The sequence below is a fragment of the Clostridium mobile genome (assembly GCF_018918285.1).
GTDB classification, from domain to species: Bacteria; Bacillota; Clostridia; order Clostridiales; family Clostridiaceae; genus Clostridium_AW; species Clostridium_AW mobile.
In genome coordinates this window covers 1,188,665-1,207,678 of sequence record NZ_JAHLQF010000001.1, presented here as the reverse complement: position 1 = coordinate 1,207,678, position 19,014 = coordinate 1,188,665, and the positions used below count along the sequence as shown (strand labels likewise).

19 protein-coding genes, 1 tRNA gene, 2 rRNA genes and 3 other annotated features are annotated in these 19,014 nt (G+C 29.4%); of the genes, 20 read left to right on the top strand and 2 right to left on the bottom strand.

The features are described 5' to 3' along the window. From KQI86_RS05915 to KQI86_RS05880, 8 genes are all read left to right on the top strand, one after another. Positions 1-156 (top strand): 23S ribosomal RNA (locus KQI86_RS05915); the annotation flags it as partial. Positions 157-292: 136 nt separating this feature from the next. Next, positions 293-409: ribosomal RNA gene (rrf, locus tag KQI86_RS05910) — 5S ribosomal RNA — on the top strand. Between the two features lie 11 nt (positions 410-420). After that, positions 421-495 (top strand) — tRNA-Asn (locus KQI86_RS05905). A 91-nt stretch (positions 496-586) separates the two neighbouring features. After that, positions 587-906, top strand: a binding site (T-box leader). Positions 907-990: 84 nt separating this feature from the next. After that, positions 991-1,320 (top strand) — a binding site (T-box leader). Between the two features lie 138 nt (positions 1,321-1,458). After that, positions 1,459-1,702: a binding site (T-box leader), on the top strand. A gap of 97 nt (positions 1,703-1,799) precedes the next feature. Next, on the top strand, positions 1,800-2,795 hold the full coding sequence (locus KQI86_RS05900; RefSeq protein ID WP_216438363.1) for an ABC transporter substrate-binding protein: 996 nt from the start codon (positions 1,800-1,802) through the stop codon (positions 2,793-2,795). A gap of 2 nt (positions 2,796-2,797) precedes the next feature. Continuing rightward, positions 2,798-3,691, top strand: coding sequence for an ABC transporter permease (locus KQI86_RS05895; RefSeq protein ID WP_425514355.1), 894 nt, complete (start codon positions 2,798-2,800; stop codon positions 3,689-3,691). Further along, complete coding sequence (locus KQI86_RS05890) at positions 3,666-4,460, top strand: ABC transporter ATP-binding protein (protein WP_216438246.1); 795 nt, start codon at positions 3,666-3,668, stop codon at positions 4,458-4,460. The genes KQI86_RS05895 and KQI86_RS05890 overlap by 26 nt, the downstream gene beginning before the upstream one ends. A 503-nt stretch (positions 4,461-4,963) precedes the next feature. After that, a complete protein-coding gene (locus tag KQI86_RS05885; protein ID WP_216438244.1) occupies positions 4,964-5,662 on the top strand; it encodes a cadmium resistance transporter in 699 nt (232 codons plus the stop codon). A gap of 166 nt (positions 5,663-5,828) precedes the next feature. Continuing rightward, positions 5,829-6,911 (top strand): LiaI-LiaF-like domain-containing protein, encoded by a 1,083-nt coding sequence (locus KQI86_RS05880; RefSeq protein WP_216438242.1) that lies wholly within the window; start codon positions 5,829-5,831, stop codon positions 6,909-6,911. A 2-nt stretch (positions 6,912-6,913) separates the two neighbouring features. Here the strand turns inward: KQI86_RS05880 and KQI86_RS05875 are convergent, their stop codons facing one another. After that, on the bottom strand, positions 6,914-7,756 hold the full coding sequence (locus KQI86_RS05875) for a ComEC/Rec2 family competence protein (RefSeq protein ID WP_216438241.1): 843 nt from the start codon (positions 7,754-7,756) through the stop codon (positions 6,914-6,916). Positions 7,757-7,880: 124 nt separating this feature from the next. Between KQI86_RS05875 and KQI86_RS05870 the strand changes: the two genes are divergently transcribed. Beyond that, positions 7,881-8,594 (top strand): lysophospholipid acyltransferase family protein, encoded by a 714-nt coding sequence (locus KQI86_RS05870; protein WP_216438239.1) that lies wholly within the window; start codon positions 7,881-7,883, stop codon positions 8,592-8,594. Positions 8,595-8,629: 35 nt separating this feature from the next. On the opposite strand, the gene KQI86_RS05865 is transcribed toward KQI86_RS05870, so the two are convergent. Further along, the gene (locus KQI86_RS05865; protein WP_216438237.1) at positions 8,630-8,965 is read right to left on the bottom strand and encodes a hypothetical protein; all 336 of its coding nucleotides are present in this window, start codon (positions 8,963-8,965) and stop codon (positions 8,630-8,632) included. Between the two features lie 75 nt (positions 8,966-9,040). Here KQI86_RS05865 and KQI86_RS05860 point away from each other — a divergent pair, with 75 nt between their 5' ends. From KQI86_RS05860 to KQI86_RS05810, 11 genes are all read left to right on the top strand, one after another. Then, positions 9,041-9,499 (top strand): hypothetical protein, encoded by a 459-nt coding sequence (locus KQI86_RS05860; protein ID WP_216438235.1) that lies wholly within the window; start codon positions 9,041-9,043, stop codon positions 9,497-9,499. Between the two features lie 91 nt (positions 9,500-9,590). Further along, complete coding sequence (locus KQI86_RS05855; RefSeq protein WP_216438233.1) at positions 9,591-10,337, top strand: ABC transporter ATP-binding protein; 747 nt, start codon at positions 9,591-9,593, stop codon at positions 10,335-10,337. Positions 10,338-10,339: 2 nt separating this feature from the next. Next, positions 10,340-11,164, top strand: coding sequence for a hypothetical protein (locus tag KQI86_RS05850; protein ID WP_216438231.1), 825 nt, complete (start codon positions 10,340-10,342; stop codon positions 11,162-11,164). 13 nt (positions 11,165-11,177) lie between these two features. Beyond that, the gene (locus KQI86_RS05845; protein WP_216438229.1) at positions 11,178-11,948 is read left to right on the top strand and encodes a hypothetical protein; all 771 of its coding nucleotides are present in this window, start codon (positions 11,178-11,180) and stop codon (positions 11,946-11,948) included. A 62-nt stretch (positions 11,949-12,010) separates the two neighbouring features. Then, positions 12,011-12,697 carry a response regulator transcription factor gene (locus KQI86_RS05840; RefSeq protein ID WP_216438227.1) on the top strand — a complete coding sequence of 229 codons (687 nt, stop codon included), beginning with the start codon at positions 12,011-12,013 and terminating at the stop codon, positions 12,695-12,697. Further along, positions 12,694-14,133, top strand: a complete 1,440-nt coding sequence (locus tag KQI86_RS05835; protein ID WP_216438225.1) for a sensor histidine kinase — start codon at positions 12,694-12,696, stop codon at positions 14,131-14,133. The genes KQI86_RS05840 and KQI86_RS05835 overlap by 4 nt, the downstream gene beginning before the upstream one ends. 316 nt (positions 14,134-14,449) lie before the next feature. Next, the gene (locus KQI86_RS05830) at positions 14,450-15,247 is read left to right on the top strand and encodes an ABC transporter substrate-binding protein (RefSeq protein ID WP_216438223.1); all 798 of its coding nucleotides are present in this window, start codon (positions 14,450-14,452) and stop codon (positions 15,245-15,247) included. A 117-nt stretch (positions 15,248-15,364) separates the two neighbouring features. Beyond that, on the top strand, positions 15,365-16,165 hold the full coding sequence (locus KQI86_RS05825) for an ABC transporter substrate-binding protein (RefSeq protein WP_216438221.1): 801 nt from the start codon (positions 15,365-15,367) through the stop codon (positions 16,163-16,165). 42 nt (positions 16,166-16,207) lie between these two features. Next, the gene (locus KQI86_RS05820) at positions 16,208-16,855 is read left to right on the top strand and encodes an amino acid ABC transporter permease (protein WP_216438362.1); all 648 of its coding nucleotides are present in this window, start codon (positions 16,208-16,210) and stop codon (positions 16,853-16,855) included. Between the two features lie 21 nt (positions 16,856-16,876). Continuing rightward, positions 16,877-17,608: an amino acid ABC transporter ATP-binding protein gene (locus KQI86_RS05815; protein ID WP_281417210.1), complete on the top strand. Its 732-nt coding sequence runs from the start codon at positions 16,877-16,879 to the stop codon at positions 17,606-17,608. 34 nt (positions 17,609-17,642) lie between these two features. After that, the gene (locus KQI86_RS05810; protein ID WP_216438219.1) at positions 17,643-18,839 is read left to right on the top strand and encodes an argininosuccinate synthase; all 1,197 of its coding nucleotides are present in this window, start codon (positions 17,643-17,645) and stop codon (positions 18,837-18,839) included. Positions 18,840-19,014 lie beyond the last annotated feature (175 nt).

Here is a 19,014-nt window from a genome sequence, read left to right as displayed (position 1 = left end):
GCTGAAAGCATCTAAGCGTGAAGCCCACCTCAAGATTAGATTTCCCATAGCGTAAGCTAGTAAGACCCCTTGAAGAACACAAGGTTGATAGGCTAGAGGTGTAAGTGTAGTAATACATTCAGCTGACTAGTACTAATAGGTCGAGGGCTTGATCTTAATTAAATGCTTTGTGCAATTTTGAAAGAATATTTCTTTCAATGAAACTTTTCAGGTAAGACTGATTAAGGAAACTCCTCAGCAAAGCTGATGAGTACTGATTCAAAACGAAATCAGAGATTTCTGTGAATCAGTATCTGGTGATAATGGCTTGAAGGTAACACCCGTTTCCATTCCGAACACGACGGTTAAGCTTCAATGCGCCGATGATACTACAAGGGAGGCCTTGTGGGAAAGTAGGTCGTCGCCAGGTCCAAATATTGTTCCGCGATAGCTCAACGGTGGAGCACTCGGCTGTTAACCGATAGGTTGAAGGTTCGAATCCTTTTCGCGGAGCCATTTTTTATTTTTTGAGAGTTATTTTAAAAATTATTTTTAAAATAACTATTGATTTTTATAAGGAACTATGATAACTTAGTTAATAACATAATTAATAACAGTGACAGGGATAAGTAGATAGATAATATGTTTTAAAGAGAGTGGGATAAGCTGAGAACCCATAGACTAAAACTATTGAAATTCACCCTTGAGTTGCAAGCTGAAATTGTTTAAGAGTAAGCTGTGCCGGCGAAAGTCGTTAGAAATTTAAAAATTGATAGAAACAAGTAGTGTAATGAAACTCCTCAACTAAAGTTGATGAGTACTGATTCAAAACGAAATCAAAGATTTCTGTGAATCAGCACGAAGTTTATAGCAATTTTTTAGAGATATAAATTTGGGTGGTACCGCGGCAGACCTTTCGCCCCAGTGAGGGAGATTGAGTGTGCTTTTTTTATTTGGTAAAAATAAAAAATGGTAACATTTTAATCAATACTGCATAAACTAAATAAAAAAATAAAAATTATGATAGGAATAAGTAAATAGTAGGATGTTTTAAAGAGAGTGGGGAATAGGTGAGAGCTCCATAGACTATGACTATTGAAATTCATCCTTGAATTGCAAGCTGAAATTATTTAAGAGTAGGCTGTGCCGGTGAAAATCGTTAAAAATTAAAAAAATTTATAGAAGCGAGCAATGCTAGGAATGTGGCATAATGAGGAGCGGAGTTTAGTTAAGCTAAATGAGCACCGTAATAAGTCAACATGACGACGCAATGCGAAGCTTATAGAAATTTTTTAGAGATATAAATTTGGGTGGTACCGCGGCAGACCTTTCGCCCCAGTGAGGGAGATTGAGTGTGCTTTTTTTATTTTCTTTTTTAAAGCCAGCAAATTTATTGGAATTTTTAAAATAAAAAAGTTAATGATCTTATTAATAAGAAATTATAAAGTTTAAAGATATTAGAATTAAAAGACGAATAAAATAAAAATTATGAAAGGGATAAGTAAATAGTGGGATGTTTTAAAGAGAGTAGGGAAAAGGTGAGAGCCCTATAAACTATAACTATTGAAATTCACCCTTGAATTGTAAGCTGAAATTATTTAAGAGTAAGCTGTGCCGGCGAAAGTCGTTAAAGATTAAAAAATTGATAGAAGCGAATTAAAGCTTATATGAATTTTTAGAGATATAAATTTGGGTGGTACCGCGAACACACTTCGCCTCATTGTTGAAGCGAAGTGTGTTCTTTTTATATAAAAAAGTTTTAAGACTTTTTTAGTAAAGAGTAAAATAGAAATTTTATTTTAAAATATTAGGGGGTAATAATTATGATGAAAAAAACAATATTAAAAACTTTAAGTTTAGGTCTGTTAGTAACAACTATATTAGCTGGATGTGGAAAAACATCTTCAACTTCTAATGAAGTAATAAAAATAGGAATATCACAAATTATTGAACATGAATCTTTGGATTCAGCTAGAAAGGGTTTTGTTGATGCGCTTGCAGAGAATGGATTTAAGGATGGGGAAAAAATAGAAATAGATTTTCAAAATGCCCAAGGAGACATGGCCATAGCTCAAACTATTGCACAAAATTTTGTATCACAAAAGAAAGATTTGATACTTGCAATTGCAACACCTTCAGCTCAATCAGCATACAATTTGACAAAAGACATTCCAATACTAGTAACTGCTGTTACTGATCCCGTTAAAGCTGGACTCGTAAATTCTTTGGAGAAATCAGGAACAAATGTTGCTGGAACTACGGATGCAGCTCCAATAGATAAACAATTTGAGCTACTTAAAAAGTTGATACCAACAGCTAAAAAAGTTGGAATAATGTACAATACTAGTGAAATTAATTCAGAGTCAGATATTGAACAAGCTAAAAAAATTGCTCCGAAGTATGGATTAGAAATTATAACTACAGGAATATCTAGTGTGAATGATATTTCCCAAACTTTGGAGGCATTAATCCCAAAAATAGATGTTTTATATGCGTCAACGGATAATATGATTGCTTCATCAATGCCACTAATTTCAACTAAATGCACAGAAAAGAAAATACCTATAATTGGTGCTGTAACGGCAGAGGTTGAAGGGGGAGCTTTAGCTACAGAGGGAATAGATTATTATAAGCTTGGCTATCAAACTGGAGAAGTTGCAATTGAAATCATAAATGGAAAAAGACCACAAGATATGCCTATAACTACACTAAAGGATACTGAGTTAGTTATTAATGGGGACAGTGCTAAAAAGTTAAATATAAATATTCCAGAAGATTTAATGAAAAAAGCTACTATTATTGGAGGGGGTAAATAATGATTAATTTTTGGATTAATACTATAGAACAAGGTTTAATATTTTCTATAATGGTTTTAGGAGTATATATAACCTACAAAATATTAGATTTCCCAGATCTATCGGTAGATGGTAGTTTCCCTTTAGGGGCAGCTGTAACAGCTGGGTGCTTAATAAGTGGAATTAACCCATATATGGCTTGTGTGCTCTCCTTAATAATAGGTATGATGGCTGGAGCCATAACTGGATTGCTACATGTAAAACTTAAAATTACAAATTTATTATCAGGTATTCTAGTAATGATAGGACTATACTCAATAAATCTTAGAATAATGGGTAAAGCTAATGTACCATTTTTTAATAAGAATACAATTTTTATTGAAGGAGTTCACCCATTGGTAGTCATTACAATTTTTGTTTTAATAGTAAAGATTGCCTTAGATTTATTTTTAAATAGTAAGTTAGGATTCATATTAAAAGCAACAGGGGATAATCCACAATTAGTAACTTCTTTAGGAATAGATAAAGGATTAATTAAAATATTAGGATTATCAATTGCTAATGGACTAGTTGCATTGTCAGGATCGATGATGGCTCAATATCAGAGATTTTCAGATGTTGGTATGGGGACGGGTATAATCGTTATGGGACTTGCTTCAATAATAATTGGAGAAACTATGTTTAAAAGAATTTCTGCTCTTAAGATGACAGCTATTGCTATTCTAGGTTCTATTTTATATAAAACCTGTACAGGTTTTGCATTAAAACTTGGTTTTCCTCCAACAGATTTAAAGTTAATAACTTCAATAATTGTTGTAATAGCGCTATCGTTAAATGGCAGAACTTTTTCTTCAAAAGTAAATAAATCTTTAGTTGCAGGAGGTAAAGCTTATGTTGACAATAAAAAATCTGCTTAAAATATTTAATAAAGATACTGCTAATGAAAATATTCTTTTTAACGGTTTATCTTTTCATATAAATGAAGGAGATTTTATAACTGTTGTTGGCAGTAATGGAGCAGGAAAATCTACTCTTTTAAATATAATAGCAGGATCAATTGAAGTTGATAATGGAGAAATGACTTTGGAAGGCAAAGATATATCAAAGTTACCTGAATTTAAAAGAACTAGATCTATAGGTAGGGTTTTCCAAGATCCATCTATGGGTACCTCTCCATCAATGACTATTTTAGAAAATTTATCACTTGCTAATAATAAAGGTAAGAGATTTGGACTATCCAAAGGAGTATCTGTAAAAGATATTGATTACTTTAAAGAGCTTCTATCAAAATTAAACTTAGGTCTTGAAGATAAGCTCCATACTAAAGTTGGAATGTTATCAGGGGGACAAAGACAGGCTTTAGCATTAATTATGACTGTTATGTCGGAGCCAAGTTTAATGCTTCTTGATGAACATACAGCAGCACTAGATCCTAAAACTTCTGAAAGAATATTAGAACTTACAAATCAAATAGTAGAGGAAAAGAAGATCACAACCCTTATGGTAACTCATAATTTGAATCATGCAATAAAAACTGGAAATAGGCTTATCATGATGCATAGGGGAGAAATTATATTAGATATTAAAGGAGAAGATAAGAAAAATTTAACTATCAATAAACTATTATCATATTTTGATAACATTCAATCAAGCGAACTAATAAGCGATAGAACTTTGTTTTCTTAATGTAAAAATATTTTTATAGAATTACTTTTATAGTTCTTGAAATCATAAATTAGTCTCTCATTTATAAATTTCTACAAATATAGTTTAGTTTCTCAAATAGAGAGCTAAGCATATAGTGAAGCCGCTCCAAGCAAAAGTCGCTATTTCACTACATGCTTAGCTCTTTTATATTTCACAAATATATTTTTAGATTGTAAGTTTCTACAAAAATAATTAGGGTATCGACAAATGATAAACGACACTGATTTAGTTATATATATTTTTGAAATCAGTGATATAATCAGTATATAAAAACTATAATCTATTATATAATTGTAAAAAAATTATGTAATAAAGATTATTATTGTTTTCTTTATACAGCACTGATGAAATAAGAGTATAAACATAACTTTTGAGCATTCTGAATTAAGAACGATATTTTATTACACATTATTTTATTACACATTATTTTATTACACATTAAGATTTCTATTATCATTTTAGCTGAGACGGAGGGAAAATTATTGATTAGTACATTAATAACAGCTTTTGTTGCATTTGTCAGTACCAATATTGATGATATATTTATACTCATGTTATTTTTCTCACAAATAAATAATGCTATGAAAATACGGCATATTGTTATTGGACAGTATTTGGGGGTAGGAGCTTTAATTACAATAAGCATTATAGGGGCTTTAGGTGTATCCATAATTCCGTATGAATATGTTGGATTACTTGGATTAGTGCCTATATATTTAGGAATAAAAGCATATGTTGATTATAAAAAAGAAAGCAAGGATAATGAGAGCACAGGTGAGCAAGAGCTTCAAAAGAGTGAGAATAGTAAAGTTGAAGAAATAATTGAAGAAACAACTGATACCAAAGGGAATGGTATAATAACTTCTATAAATAATCTTATTAATCTAAGCGTTGTAAAAGTATTTGGTGTAACTTTTGCTAATGGTGGAGATAATATTGGGATTTATATACCTCTTTTTTCAAGTATGAATTCAGTGGATATACTGATAACGGTGATAATATTTATGACTCTAACAGCAGTCTGGTGTTTTGTGGGCATGAAACTATCAGAACATCATTTTGTACAGAGAAATATTGAAAAGTATAAACATATTTTTGTTCCAATAATATTTATAGGATTAGGAGTTTTTATTTTAATAGAAAGTGGAATCATAAGTTTGATTTACAAGAAAATACTTTAAGATAATTGTGCACTTATAAAAAGTTAAAAATAAACATGGTTTATAAATATATTATAAGAGTTTACGACTACAAAAATCTTTATATAATCTTCATATAAAATTAAGGTCTTAAAGTTATATTTGAGTTAAAATATATATATAATAAATATTTAAGGAGAGGTGAAATATGAGAAGAGTCGGAACGATAACTTCATCAGTAGGATTTATATTTATAGGTATTTGGCTCATGTTAAGAAATTTTTCTTATGACGTTAGTGTAGAAATGATAAAATGGTGGCCAGTATTGATAATCCTATTTGGTGTGGAAATAATATTCTTAAACAATATGAAAAAGGAAAATGAAAAAGTAGGATTTAATTTTTTAATCATACCATTGACCATAATTTTTATAGGAATAAATGCTTTTGTTTTTGTTGAGGGCAAAGTTCCAAAGGATTACAATATATTTAAAGATGGATTAAGTGGATCAAGTGTAGTTTTTGATGATATAAATTTTATGAACAATGAAAAAAAGATAGAAACAGAGAAAGTACTGGAATCCTTCGGTAAGAAAATTGTATTTGATACAAATAACGCTGATATTGAAGTGAAAAAATCTGAGGACGGAAAAGTTAGATTAAAACTTGATATCTATGTAGACAAAAGTGATAAAAGAGACAGTTATGAAATAAAAGAGAATAAATTAAAAGATGGATATGAATTTTCTATAAAAGAATCTTCAGTTAAAGGTGTTAGTGGAGAAATATACATTCCCGAAAATATGGATATAGATATAAAAGCAAATAACTTAAAATTTAATAGTGAAGAGTATAAAACAGCAAATAATTTAAAAATAGATTGCAACAATGCTAGCATTTATGTAGGGGATTCAAAAAACTTAAATATTAAAGCAAATAATGGTTTAATTGAAGGTGCTAATTCTAATGTTGCAAATGTAGTAATGAATAACGGTAAAGTTAGCTTTAATGGAGATGTTAAAAAAGGAATTATAAAAGTTAACAATGGTGAGGTAAATGTTGATAATAAACAGTGTGAAGATTTAAATATTGGTATAAATTTAGGTTCTGTAAATATAAATACTTCAGATAATAATTTAACTGCAGCTTTGAAAATTAATCAAGGAAAAGTTAGATTAAATGATGAGGACAAGATAAATTCAAATCTTTCAAAGACACTTGGAAATGGTGCAGGAAAATTAAATGTAGATGTTAAAACAGGGTCTATAAATGTAGAAATAGGAGAATGGTAAGATCAATTAATTTTCATCAATGATTTTCCATCACAACCAAATACTATATCCCCATGAATGTCAGTTCTATAAAGTTTAATATTTTTATTTTCAAGTCTGTTTATTACTTTTTTATTAGGATGACCAAAGTTGTTATTTTTACCACAGCTGGCTATAGCTAGTTGTGGTAAAGTACTATCTAGGAACTTTTCACTAGAGGAGGTATTACTTCCATGATGACCTAATTTTAAGATATCACATCGTAAATCATTTCTTTCTGTAAGTTCTCCTTCTACCGGTCCTTCAGCATCTCCCATAAATAAAAAATTAAACTTGTTGTAGGATAATTTAATTACTGCAGAGTAGTTATTTAAGTTATCATAGTTGTCTTTAATGGGGGAGAGTATTTCGCACTTTACTTTAGGATGTAAATTTATTATTTTACCTTCTTTAGCTACGTTTATTTTAAGATTTTTTCTTTTCAGTGATTTAATCATGCGATTATAATAACTAGCATTAGAAGTAACTTTGGGTGCCCAAAAATTTTCTATTTTGAAATTATCTATGATAAGCTCCATACTTCCTATATGATCTTCATGGGGATGTGTAGCTACTACATGGGTAATTTTTTTTATTCCTTCTTTTTTTAAATAACTTAAAACCTTTTCGCTAGCAGCATGTCCTCCACTATCAATAAGTAAACTTTTATCGTCAATAGTTATTAAAGTGCTGTCTCCCTGGCCTACATCTATGAAATGAATTTTTAATATACCTTTTTCAATAGGATTAGATTTAAGGTCAGTTCCAAAGGGGAAGAGTACGATTAGAATTGATAATAATAAAATTAATACATTGTACCTTTTCAATTTTTATCTCCTTTAGGGTAAAACTATCTACTATTCTACCCAATACACTTTATTTAAAACATATATTTAATGTGATATAATTAATTAACACATATTTATTTCCAGTAGAATAGGAGAGAAATTTATGAAAACTTATTTATTGTATATGCGGCTAGGAATTTTTATGATAGGGTCCACATTTAAAAAGAGAGAAGTTGAAAAGGTTAGAAAGGAAAAAGGAGAAGCGGCAGCGGAAGAAATAATTAATAACTATCTTATGGAATGGGCAGATTTTATAGTTAATAAATCAGGAGTAAAAATAAATGTAAAAGGCATGGAAAACTTACCTAAGGAAGGTGCTCTTTATGTGGCTAACCATCAAAGTTTATTTGATGTGCCAGTTTTACTGTCAGCTACAAGAGTTCCAATGGGATTTATAGCTAAAAAGGAATTAGAGAGCAAAATGATTATTAGTGATTGGATGAAGGCGATTCACTGTATATTTATGGATAGAGAAAACGTAAGAGAATCATTAAAATCTATAAACCAAGGGGCAGAAATATTAAAAAACGGATACTCATTAGCCATTTTCCCAGAGGGAACTAGAACTAAAACTGGTGAATTACTGGAGTTTAAAAAAGGAAGTATGAAATTAGGTACAAAAGCTGGTGTACCTATAGTTCCTATTACCATTGATGGTACTTATAAAATAAGAGAAGGCAATAAAAACAAGAGAATAAAAGGGGCAGAAGTTAGTGTAGTTATACACAATCCTATAAATACAAAAGAATTAGATAAGGAATCATTAAATAATTTATCAGAAATAGTAAAGGAAATTATAGCTAAGGGAATGAAATAGAAAAAATCAGCTTTGGTCATTAAAATCAAAGCTGATTACATGTTCTTTGTTAGCAGCTCTCCTAAAAGATTTATTTTATTAAGCAAATCTTCATTTTCGTTTTTTAATAAAGACATTCTACTTTCTAATTCATCATGGTTTTTTTGTAATTCTTTTAATTCATTTTTTAACTCATCTTCTTTATTGTATAACTCTACTAATAAAGGGTTGTAGGTATTTTTTATAGACTTTCTTTTTTCTATAAATGATGCTACCTTGGTGTGTATTATGTTAATTATTTTAATACATTGTTTCTTTAACTTGTGTATATGTTTCTTTGTTTCATCTATAACTTTATCCAAAATATCTAATAATTTATCTAGTTTATCCAAAATTTAATCCCCCTAGTAAAAAATCTTATAATATAATTTTACCTTATATAAAATGTTATACAAGGAGTTTGACAAATGAATAAAGAAAAAAATTTTTTAAATACCTTTAATAAATTTTATATGGAAAAAAATAAGAAAAAAATTAAAGAAATAGAGAAAAAAAATACAGAGATAGAAAAAAGACTTAAAGAGATGAGAGGATTTCTTCAAAGTAAGCAGATAGAATTAGAAGATATAGAAGGTAAAAATAACTCCATAAAAGAACAATATAAAAGGGCGAAAGATATCTTTTTTCAAAGAGGCATAACATTTACTGTAATAAACAAAGGTTACGGCATAAAGGAATGGGACAACCTTCTTATAAGTAAAAAAAGTGGATTATGGATTATTCAAACAAAAGGTGGAGAGGACATAAAAATATTAGATAAAGAGGTCTCCAGTCTTTTGGAAGAAATTTTAAAAGATAAAAATTATAGTTTAGTAGTAACAAGAATAGAGGATAGATTTATAAAGATTAAACTTCATACGGTTTAATCTTTTTTTATTTTCTTTATAGATTCCTTAAAATTTAGTTTTATCCTTAAATAGAGGCCAAAATTAAATTTTAAAATTGAGGAGAAGTAATATGGAAAATAAAAAGTTAGAAGTAATAAAATTAAATAAAAATATAGGCAGAAGAAAAATAATAAATGATTTTACTTTTGATGTATATAAGGGTGATATATGTGGATTTGTAGGACCTAATGGATCGGGAAAAACCACCACAATAAGAATGATCACTGGATTAGTAAAACCAACTAATGGAAGTGTACTTATAAATGGAGAGGATATTACAAAGGATCGTAAAGCTGCTCTGATTAAATTAGGGGCTATGGTAGAGTCTCCGATATTTTTCCCTTATATGTCTGGAAGAAAAAATCTACAAAACTTAGCTAGGTTGAATCCTAATATGGATAGGAAAGAGCAGTTAATCAGGGTGGAAGAATCTCTAAAAATTGTTGGACTTCAAGGTAGGGGAGAGGACAAAGTAAAGACCTACTCTCTAGGAATGAAACAGCGATTAGGCATTGCCCAAACTCTTTTAAATGATCCAGAGATTATAATATTAGATGAACCAGCTAATGGATTAGATCCTTTAGGTATTAGAGAACTTAGAGAGTTAATACTGAATTTGAATAAAAAAAGAGGAATAACATTTTTTATCTCCAGTCATCTTTTAGATGAACTACAGCAAATATGCAATAGATTAATAATAATTAAAGAAGGCAATATGTTGTGGCAAGGTTCAACAGAGGAACTCTTAAAGGATAAAGGAGTAAACAATTCTTTAGAAGATGCCTTTGTAAAATTGATGTATGAAGGAGAAAAATAAAGATGAAAGCTTTAGTATTAAGTGAATTAGAAAGGATATGGAGCAAGAAAAGCACTTGGCTCATATTATTATCTATTCCATTAGTTATATATGCCTCAGCAAGATATTATTTAGGACACAATTTAAATATGACTATAGATAGCCCTCAGTACACTTCCTTTGGTAATTTTGCTAATGCAGTTATGCAAGAACAATTAATAGTATTTTTCAATATAGTTTTAATACTTTTATGTGTATTAGTTTTTACAGATGAATTCACCAGCGGAAGCATAAGGATGGTTTTTATAAGATCAGTTTATTATTGGGAAGTATTTTTTAGCAAATTATGTTCTGTAGCAATAACTATGTTTGTTTTTGTAATGGCTTATTTTATATTAAGTTTGCCTATTGGTTATATTTTAATGCCTAAATTAGAGAATGTGAGTATTTTTTATCACAGCAGTAAATTTACTATAAAAGAGAGTATTTTATATGGAATTAAATATTATGCTATTGCTTATTTGACTCTAATGTCAATGGCTTTTGTAATAAGCTTTATAGCTATGATAAGTAAGAGCATAACTTCAGCTGTTGGAATGAGTATTACTTTTTTATTTGGTTCACTTATATATCCACAAATTTTAATGATTGCATTTAGAGAAATGTCAGATAAACTAATGAGCTATCAACTTTTATCAATAACTCATATTCAACATATGGGTATTGCTATGATGCTTGGAGAAAAAGGATTTTTTAGTGGCTTTATTTTAATTATTTTAACAGTGTATATTATAGTTTTTGGAATATTGTCCTACCTTATTTTTAATAAAACATCTAAATACGTGTAGAGGGGGAGAAAAAATGAAAGGACTTATAAGAAGCGAATTAGAGCGTATCATTAGTAGACCTAAAACCAAAATAACCTTTATATTATTAATTTTAATAACAATATTATGGGGAAAATTAATGGGTGGATGGAATGTAGGATTTTATGATCAAAATAACACTACTACATTAAATTCATTGAACTTTTCTATGTTTATATTAAGGGACATTCATTTGCCTTTAATGTTTATAATACTACCTATGTTATATGGAGATGCTTTAAGTGAAGAAAAGGTTACAGGATGCTATAGAAATATTGCAATAAAACCTTATAAAAGATGGGAGTTTATAGCCTCTAAGTTAATATCACAGATAATAGTTACTTTTATTATAATAAGCAGTTTATTTATAATAGCAAGCATATGTGGAAGTTTTTTTGTGCAGAGGGTAGAATATACAACATTTATGAATCAAAAAGAGATTTTTTATTTTAAAGATGCACTTATATATGGCATAAAGTTTTATTTTATGGAATTTGTTATTATTTTGGCTTTACTTTCAGTGATGAGTATGGTAGCTTCCATAATTCCTAATACTATATTGTGTATTTTAGGATCTATAGGAATTTTTTTTGGAGGAATATATGTTAGCGATAATTTTATTTTCTTCTTAAGCAGTACGGAAAATATCTTTAAAATGTTAAATGGGATGGCTTCAAATAATATATATATAATATTATTTTCTACAATACTAATTCCAACAGTAATTAGCATATTTTTATGGATGAAAAAAGATTGGCTATTTTAGTATAGTGAAAAATTAACTATAATAGATATTGATATTACAATGCTATGGAAGAAGGGTTTAATATGTATGAAAAAATATTAATTGTTGATGATGAAGAACATATAATATCCTTCATAAAGGATGCTCTTTTAGATGAGGGGTATAAGGTATTCACTGCTGAAAATGGAGATGAAGCTATAGAAAGTGTAAAAATAAAACCAGATTTAATTCTTTTAGATATTATGATGCCAGGTAAAGATGGCTTTAAAGTATGTGAATCCATAAGAAATATAGTAGATTGTCCCATAATATTTTTAAGTGCAAGGGGAGAAGAAGGAGATAAGATAAAGGGATTGATGTTAGGGGGAGACGATTATATAGTAAAGCCCTTTAGTATAAGGGAATTAAAAGCTAGAGCTTCTGCTCACTTAAGGAGAGAAAAAAGAGCTATAAATAATAACCCTTCTAGGTTGTACTTTAAAGAATTGAGTATAGATCTTTTATCGAGAGAAGTATATATTGGAAATGAAATAATAAACACTACAAAAAGAGAGTTTGATATAATAGAACTTCTATCCCTCCATCCAGGTCAAGTATTTTCAAGGGAGCAAATCTATGAAAAAATATGGGGATATGAGGGAGAAGGAGATTCTTCTAATGTAGCGGAACATGTAAAAAATATTCGTCAAAAAATATCTGCCTTATCTTCAAAAACAGATTATATTGTGACGGTGTGGGGAGTAGGGTATAAATGGGAGAGATTTAATTGAGTAAAAGTTCCTCTTTAAAAAAGCAGTTCATATATAATTTTATGTATATAATAATTGCTAGTATTATTTTTAGCATTATAACTTATACGGTATATTTAAGTTTTATCAACATAGGACTAATTTTACCTAGCAATTATTATGAAAAAAAAGTATCTCCTATAATGGATTACATTGATAAAAAAGGTGCTAAGATTTTAGATGAAAGTGAGAAAGAGGATTTAGAAAAAATAATACCTGTAGATGGTATGAAGTATGGTGTAGTTGATAAAAATATCAAATTACTATATGGAAATATTGAAAAATTAAGTGAGAAAAACATTGAAGATATAAAGGAAGGAAAAGAACGCAATCATTTTAATGAAAAGTTCGGTATTTTTCAACAGGGAGTAATTATATATCATCCGATTAAAAGTGGGGATAAAATAGAAGGTAATATTATATTAGAATATGTTCTTACTCCTAGGGCTAAAAATCCTAAATATAATTTCTTAGTGCCACCAGAGATATTTATCTTTCTTTCTCCTATTATATATGTAGTGATTTTTACATTATTATTTTCAAGAAGATTTAGCAAAAGCATAAATAAGCCAATACAAGATTTAATACAGGCTTCAAAAAAGATAAAGGAAAGAGACTTGGATTTTTCAATTAGTTATAATGCTCAAAATGAGCTAGGAGAACTAGTAGGAGCTTTTGAAGAAATGAGAAAAGGACTTAGTACATCCTTAACTCGTCAATGGGAAATAGAAAATGAAAGACGAGATATGGTAAGAGCCATTGCTCATGACCTAAGAACTCCATTGACCATTATAAAAGGACATCTAGAAATTCTTCAAGATGGAGGAGTGGAAAACAAAGATAGACTATTAAGATATCTAGATATTATGGATGATAATACAAAAAGGGCTATTAAGTTAATAGAAGATATGAATATGCTAGCTAAAATAGAGGGTATAGAATTTACACTAAACTTCTCCCCAGTAAATATTATAGATTTTATAGATAAGAAGAGTGAAGAATATGATTTGTTGTGTAGTAAGAAAAGTATTGAATTTAAAAGCTTAGTGGATTATAAAAGAAAAAATAAAGATTTAGTAAACATTGATAAGGATAGAATTTCTCAGGTTTTAGATAACATTGTTTTCAATAGCTTTAGATTTATAAAGGAAGATGGGAGTATATTTTTATATGTAATAGTAGAAGAAAATAAAATCACTATGAAAATAAGTGATGATGGAGAAGGTTTTTCTGCAAAAGACTTAAAAAATATATTTAAAAAGTTTTACCAAGGGGATGAGAGTCGTTCAAAACAAAAAGGGCATTCAGGTCTAGGGCTTTATATTTCAAAATTAATAGTTGAAAAACATGGAGGAAAGATTAAAGCATATAATGGTAAAGAAGGAGGAGCTAATGTAGAATTCTACATTTGTTTTTAGCTCCTTCTTTTTTCATGCATAAATATAAATTTTCTTAAAGCATTGATTTAACTGTATGCTTTACCGATTTATCATAGTAAAGTAAAGGTGAAGTAATTAATATACATACATGAATGAATAATTATGCATATATATACGGAATGTTTTGAAAATACAAACACTTGTAAGTATACCTAGATTCCTTTAAAACGTTGCAAGTAAAGATGTGTAGAAAAATAAATAAAAAAATATTATAATTTTAGAAAAATGATGTTGCATATTTATGAAATTGATTGTATAATCATAATAACGAAAGGCAATAAAAGGAGATGGGGCTATGAAAAAAATTCTTGCATTAATTGGAGTATTAGTAATAAGTTTTTCGTTATTAGCAGGATGTACTAATAACAAAAAACAAGAGGAAAACATTAATTCCCTAGATAAGGTTAAAAAAGAGGGAGTATTATTGATTGGGCTAAATGATACTTATCCTCCTATGGAATTTAGAGATGAAAATAATAATTTAGTAGGATTTGATATTGATTTAGGAAATGAACTTGCTAAAAAAATTGGCGTTAAAGCAGAGTTTGTAAAAAATGATTGGAAAGGAATAATTTTATCTCTTAAATCTAAAAAATATGATATGGTACTTTCCACTATGACCATAACTGAAGAAAGAAAAAAAGAAATAGATTTTTCAGATCCATACATAGTAGGAGGACAAAAAATAGTTGTTAAGAAGGGAAATACTTCTATAAAAGATACACCAGATTTAAAGGGTAAGGTAGTAGGAGTACAACTAGGTACAACTGGTGAAATGGCTGCACAAAAAATTGATGGAATAAAAGACATTAAAAAATACGATGGCGTAACAGAAGCTTTTAATGATCTAGAACTTGGAAGATTGGACGCAGTTATAGCAGATGGACAAGTTGGAGGATATTATTTAAAGAAAAGAGGAGGAAACTTAGTTCTTCTCGATGCCAAACTTTCAGAAGAAAATGTAGGTATTGGTTTTAGAAAAGAAGATAAAGAACTGAGAGATGAAATTCAAAAAGCATTTAATGAACTAAAAGAAGAGGGTACTTTGTCAAAGTTATCAGATAAGTGGTTTGGATATGATTTCTACAAATAACTAAGACCCCTTTTTATAAAAATTTCATATAAAGCCCCTGTGAAAGGTTAAATCTTCATTGGGGCACCAATTTTAAGAAAATAATTTTTAATATATAAATTAAAAGGAGAGATATTAATGAAAAAATCAGTAAAGGCATTATTGATATTTACTATTATAGGAAGTCTTCTTGCAGGCTGCGGAGGAAAAGATAAAGGAAATGAAACGGCGGCTAATACTTTAGAAAAAGTAAAGCAGGAGAAAAAAATAAAAATAGGTTTAGAAGATACTTATCCTCCAATGGAATTTAGAAATGAAAAAAATGAACTTGTAGGATTTGATGTTGATTTAGCAAATGCTATTGGTGAAAAACTTGGAGTAGAAACTGAGTATGTAATCACAGAGTTTGGTGGATTAACAATGGCTTTAAATTCAGGGAAATTTGATATGTCACTATCAGCTATAAGTGTAAATCCAGATAGAGCTAAAGAAGTAGATTTTTCAGAACCATATGTTAAAGGTGGTCAGGCTATTATAGTAAAAAATGACAATACAGATATTACAAAAGTAGAGGATTTAAATGATAAAACTGTTGGTGTTCAATTAGGTACTACTGGAGAAGAGGCAGCTAAAAAAATTCAAGGACTAAAAGAAGTAAAAACTTATGACAAGGCAACTCAACCATTTCAAGATTTAGAAATAGGAAGAATACAAGCAGTTATCGTTGATGAGTTTGTTGGAAGATACTATTTAGCTAAACAAGAAGGAAAGTTTAAGGTTGCAGTGACTTTAGATGAAGAACCAATCGCTATAGCATTTAAAAAAGGTGATAAAGAATTACAAGAAGAGGTTAAAAAGGCTATAGAAGAATTAAAACAAGATGGAACTATGTCTGAACTATCAAAAAAATGGTTTGGTGAAGATATTTATAAAAAATAATTAAATTAGAAATGAATGTTTATAAAAAGGGGTGGAGAAGCTTTGGATATAAATCTATTGAAGCAAATATTTCCGATATTATTAAAATCAACAGGAATGACCATATTATTAACGGTAATTTCTGTAGTTCTAGGAACTTTAATTGGTGTAGTGGTAGCATTATTAAAAATGTCAAAAAATAAATTGATATATTCAATAGCTTCACTGTATACATGGATAATTAGGGGTACTCCTATGTTGTTACAGCTATTCTTCTTCTACTATGGATTACCTTTTATAGGAATAAAGTTAGAACCGATGTCAGCAGCTATAATTGGTTTGAGCTTAAACTCAGGTGCATATATGGGTGAAATAATTAGAGGAGGTATTATATCCGTAGATAAAGGACAGTTCGAAGCATGTAAGGCATTAGGATTTACTTATGGTCAAACTATGAGAAGAGTAGTACTTCCTCAAACATTTAAAGTGTTAATACCGCCAGTAGGTAATGAATTTATAACAATTTTAAAAGATACATCTTTAGTTTCTGCTATAGCTATGGAGGAACTAATGAGAACTGCACAGCAAATATACTCAGCTAATTTTAGACCAATGGAACCATTTTTCATTGCAGCATGTATTTATTTAGCTTTAACTACTGTGTTTACTGGAGTATTCGCAATTTGGGAGAAGAAATTATCTAGATATTAAGAGTAAGGAGGAAATATAACTATGTATATGATAGAAGCTATGGATGTTACTAAGAAATTTGGTAATTTAACAGTGTTTGAAAATTTAAATATAAATGTTACAAAAGGAGAAGTTTTAGTTATCATTGGACCTTCAGGATCAGGTAAAAGTACTTTTCTAAGATGCTTAAATCACCTAGAGAGTATAAACGATGGAAAGATAATAATTGAAGGCGAAGAATTAGATGGAAAAAATAAAAGTTTGATGAGAAAAATAACTACTAAGATGGGGATGGTATTTCAAAATTTTAATCTGTTTCCACACATGACAGCATTAGAAAACGTCATGGAAGCACCTATTACAGTGAAAAAAGAAAACAAAAATGAAGCAAGATTAAAAGCTGAAAGATTACTAAAAAAAGTTGGATTAGAAGATAAGATGGATTATTATCCTTCTAAGCTTTCAGGGGGACAAAAGCAAAGAGTGGCAATAGCAAGAGCTCTTGCTATGGAACCAGATATAATGTTATTTGATGAACCAACTTCAGCTCTAGACCCAGAACTAGTTGGAGAGGTTTTAAATGTTATGAAAGACCTAGCTAGTGAAGGGATGACTATGGTGGTAGTAACTCACGAAATGAGCTTTGCTAAAGATGTAGGAGATAGAGTTATATTTATGGATGGTGGAAAAATTGTGGAAGAAGGGGTTCCAGAAGATATTTTTGCTTATCCAAAACAGCATAGAACAAAAGAATTTTTAAAGAAAGTAATTTAAGTTAGATAAACATTAAATAATAGGGGGCTAAATTATGAATAAAGAAAAAGTTGTATTAGCATATTCAGGTGGATTGGATACATCCATAATAATTCCATGGTTACAGGAAAACTATGACTTAGAAGTTATAGCTGTATGTGTAGACGTGGGACAAGATGACGATATGAAAGAAGTAGAAAAAAAGGCTATAAAAACAGGGGCAGCAAAGGTTTATGTGGAGGATGTAAAAGAAGAATTCGTAAAAGATTATGTGTATAAAGCACTAAAGGCTGGGGCAATTTACGAAGATAAATATCTTCTTGGAACTTCTCTTGCAAGACCACTTATTGCTAAAAAGTTAGTGGAAATAGCAAAAATTGAGGGGGCAAAATATATATGTCATGGCTGTACTGGAAAAGGAAATGACCAAGTTAGATTTGAAGTGGCCATTGCATCCTTTGATCCATTTATTGAAATCATAGCTCCTTGGAGAATATGGGATATTTCCTCAAGGGAAGATGCTATAGATTATGCATTAGCTAAAGGGGTAGACGTTCCTGTAACAAAGGAAAAGATATATTCCGTTGATAAAAATATATGGCATGTTAGTCATGAAGGTGGAGATTTAGAAGATCCACAAAATGAACATAAGATAGATTTATACTCTACAATAACAGCGCCAGAAAAGGCTAAAGATGAACCTACTTACGTAGAAATTTACTTTGAAAAGGGAGAACCTAAAAAAGTAAATGGTGTAGAATTAAATGGGGTAGAATTAGTAAGCACCTTAAATAAAATTGGAGCAGAAAATGGAGTAGGTATAATAGATATAATTGAAAACAGACTTGTTGGAATGAAATCTAGAGGGGTGTATGAAACTCCAGGTGGAACAATTCTCTATGAGGGACATAAGGAATTAGAAAGATTGACTTTGGATAAATTGACTTATCATTATAAGCAAGGATTAGCTTTGAAATATGGTGAACTTGTTTATGATGGACTATGGTTTACAACTTTAAAAGAATCATTAGATGCCTTTGTAGATAAAACACAGGAAAATGTTACGGGGACAGTTAAGTTAAAACTATACAAAGGAAATGTAACTAACGCTGGAGTATTTACAGAGAATGCTCTATATGATAAAGATATATCCTCCTTTGGGGCAAGTGACCTATATAGTCATAAAGATGCTGGTGGATTTATAAAATTATTTAGTCTTCCATCAAAAATAAAAGCACTTAAAAATAGTTAAAATTTTATAATTAAAAGTTAAAAGTTAAGAGTTTTGGATGCATTTCCTTAACTCTTCATTTTTAACCTTGAATTTATACTAAATAAATTAGCAAGGTCTGATTAAAGAAATATAGCGTATTTGATTAAATGATATATATAGCACATACTATACAAAATATAAAAAATACTATGAG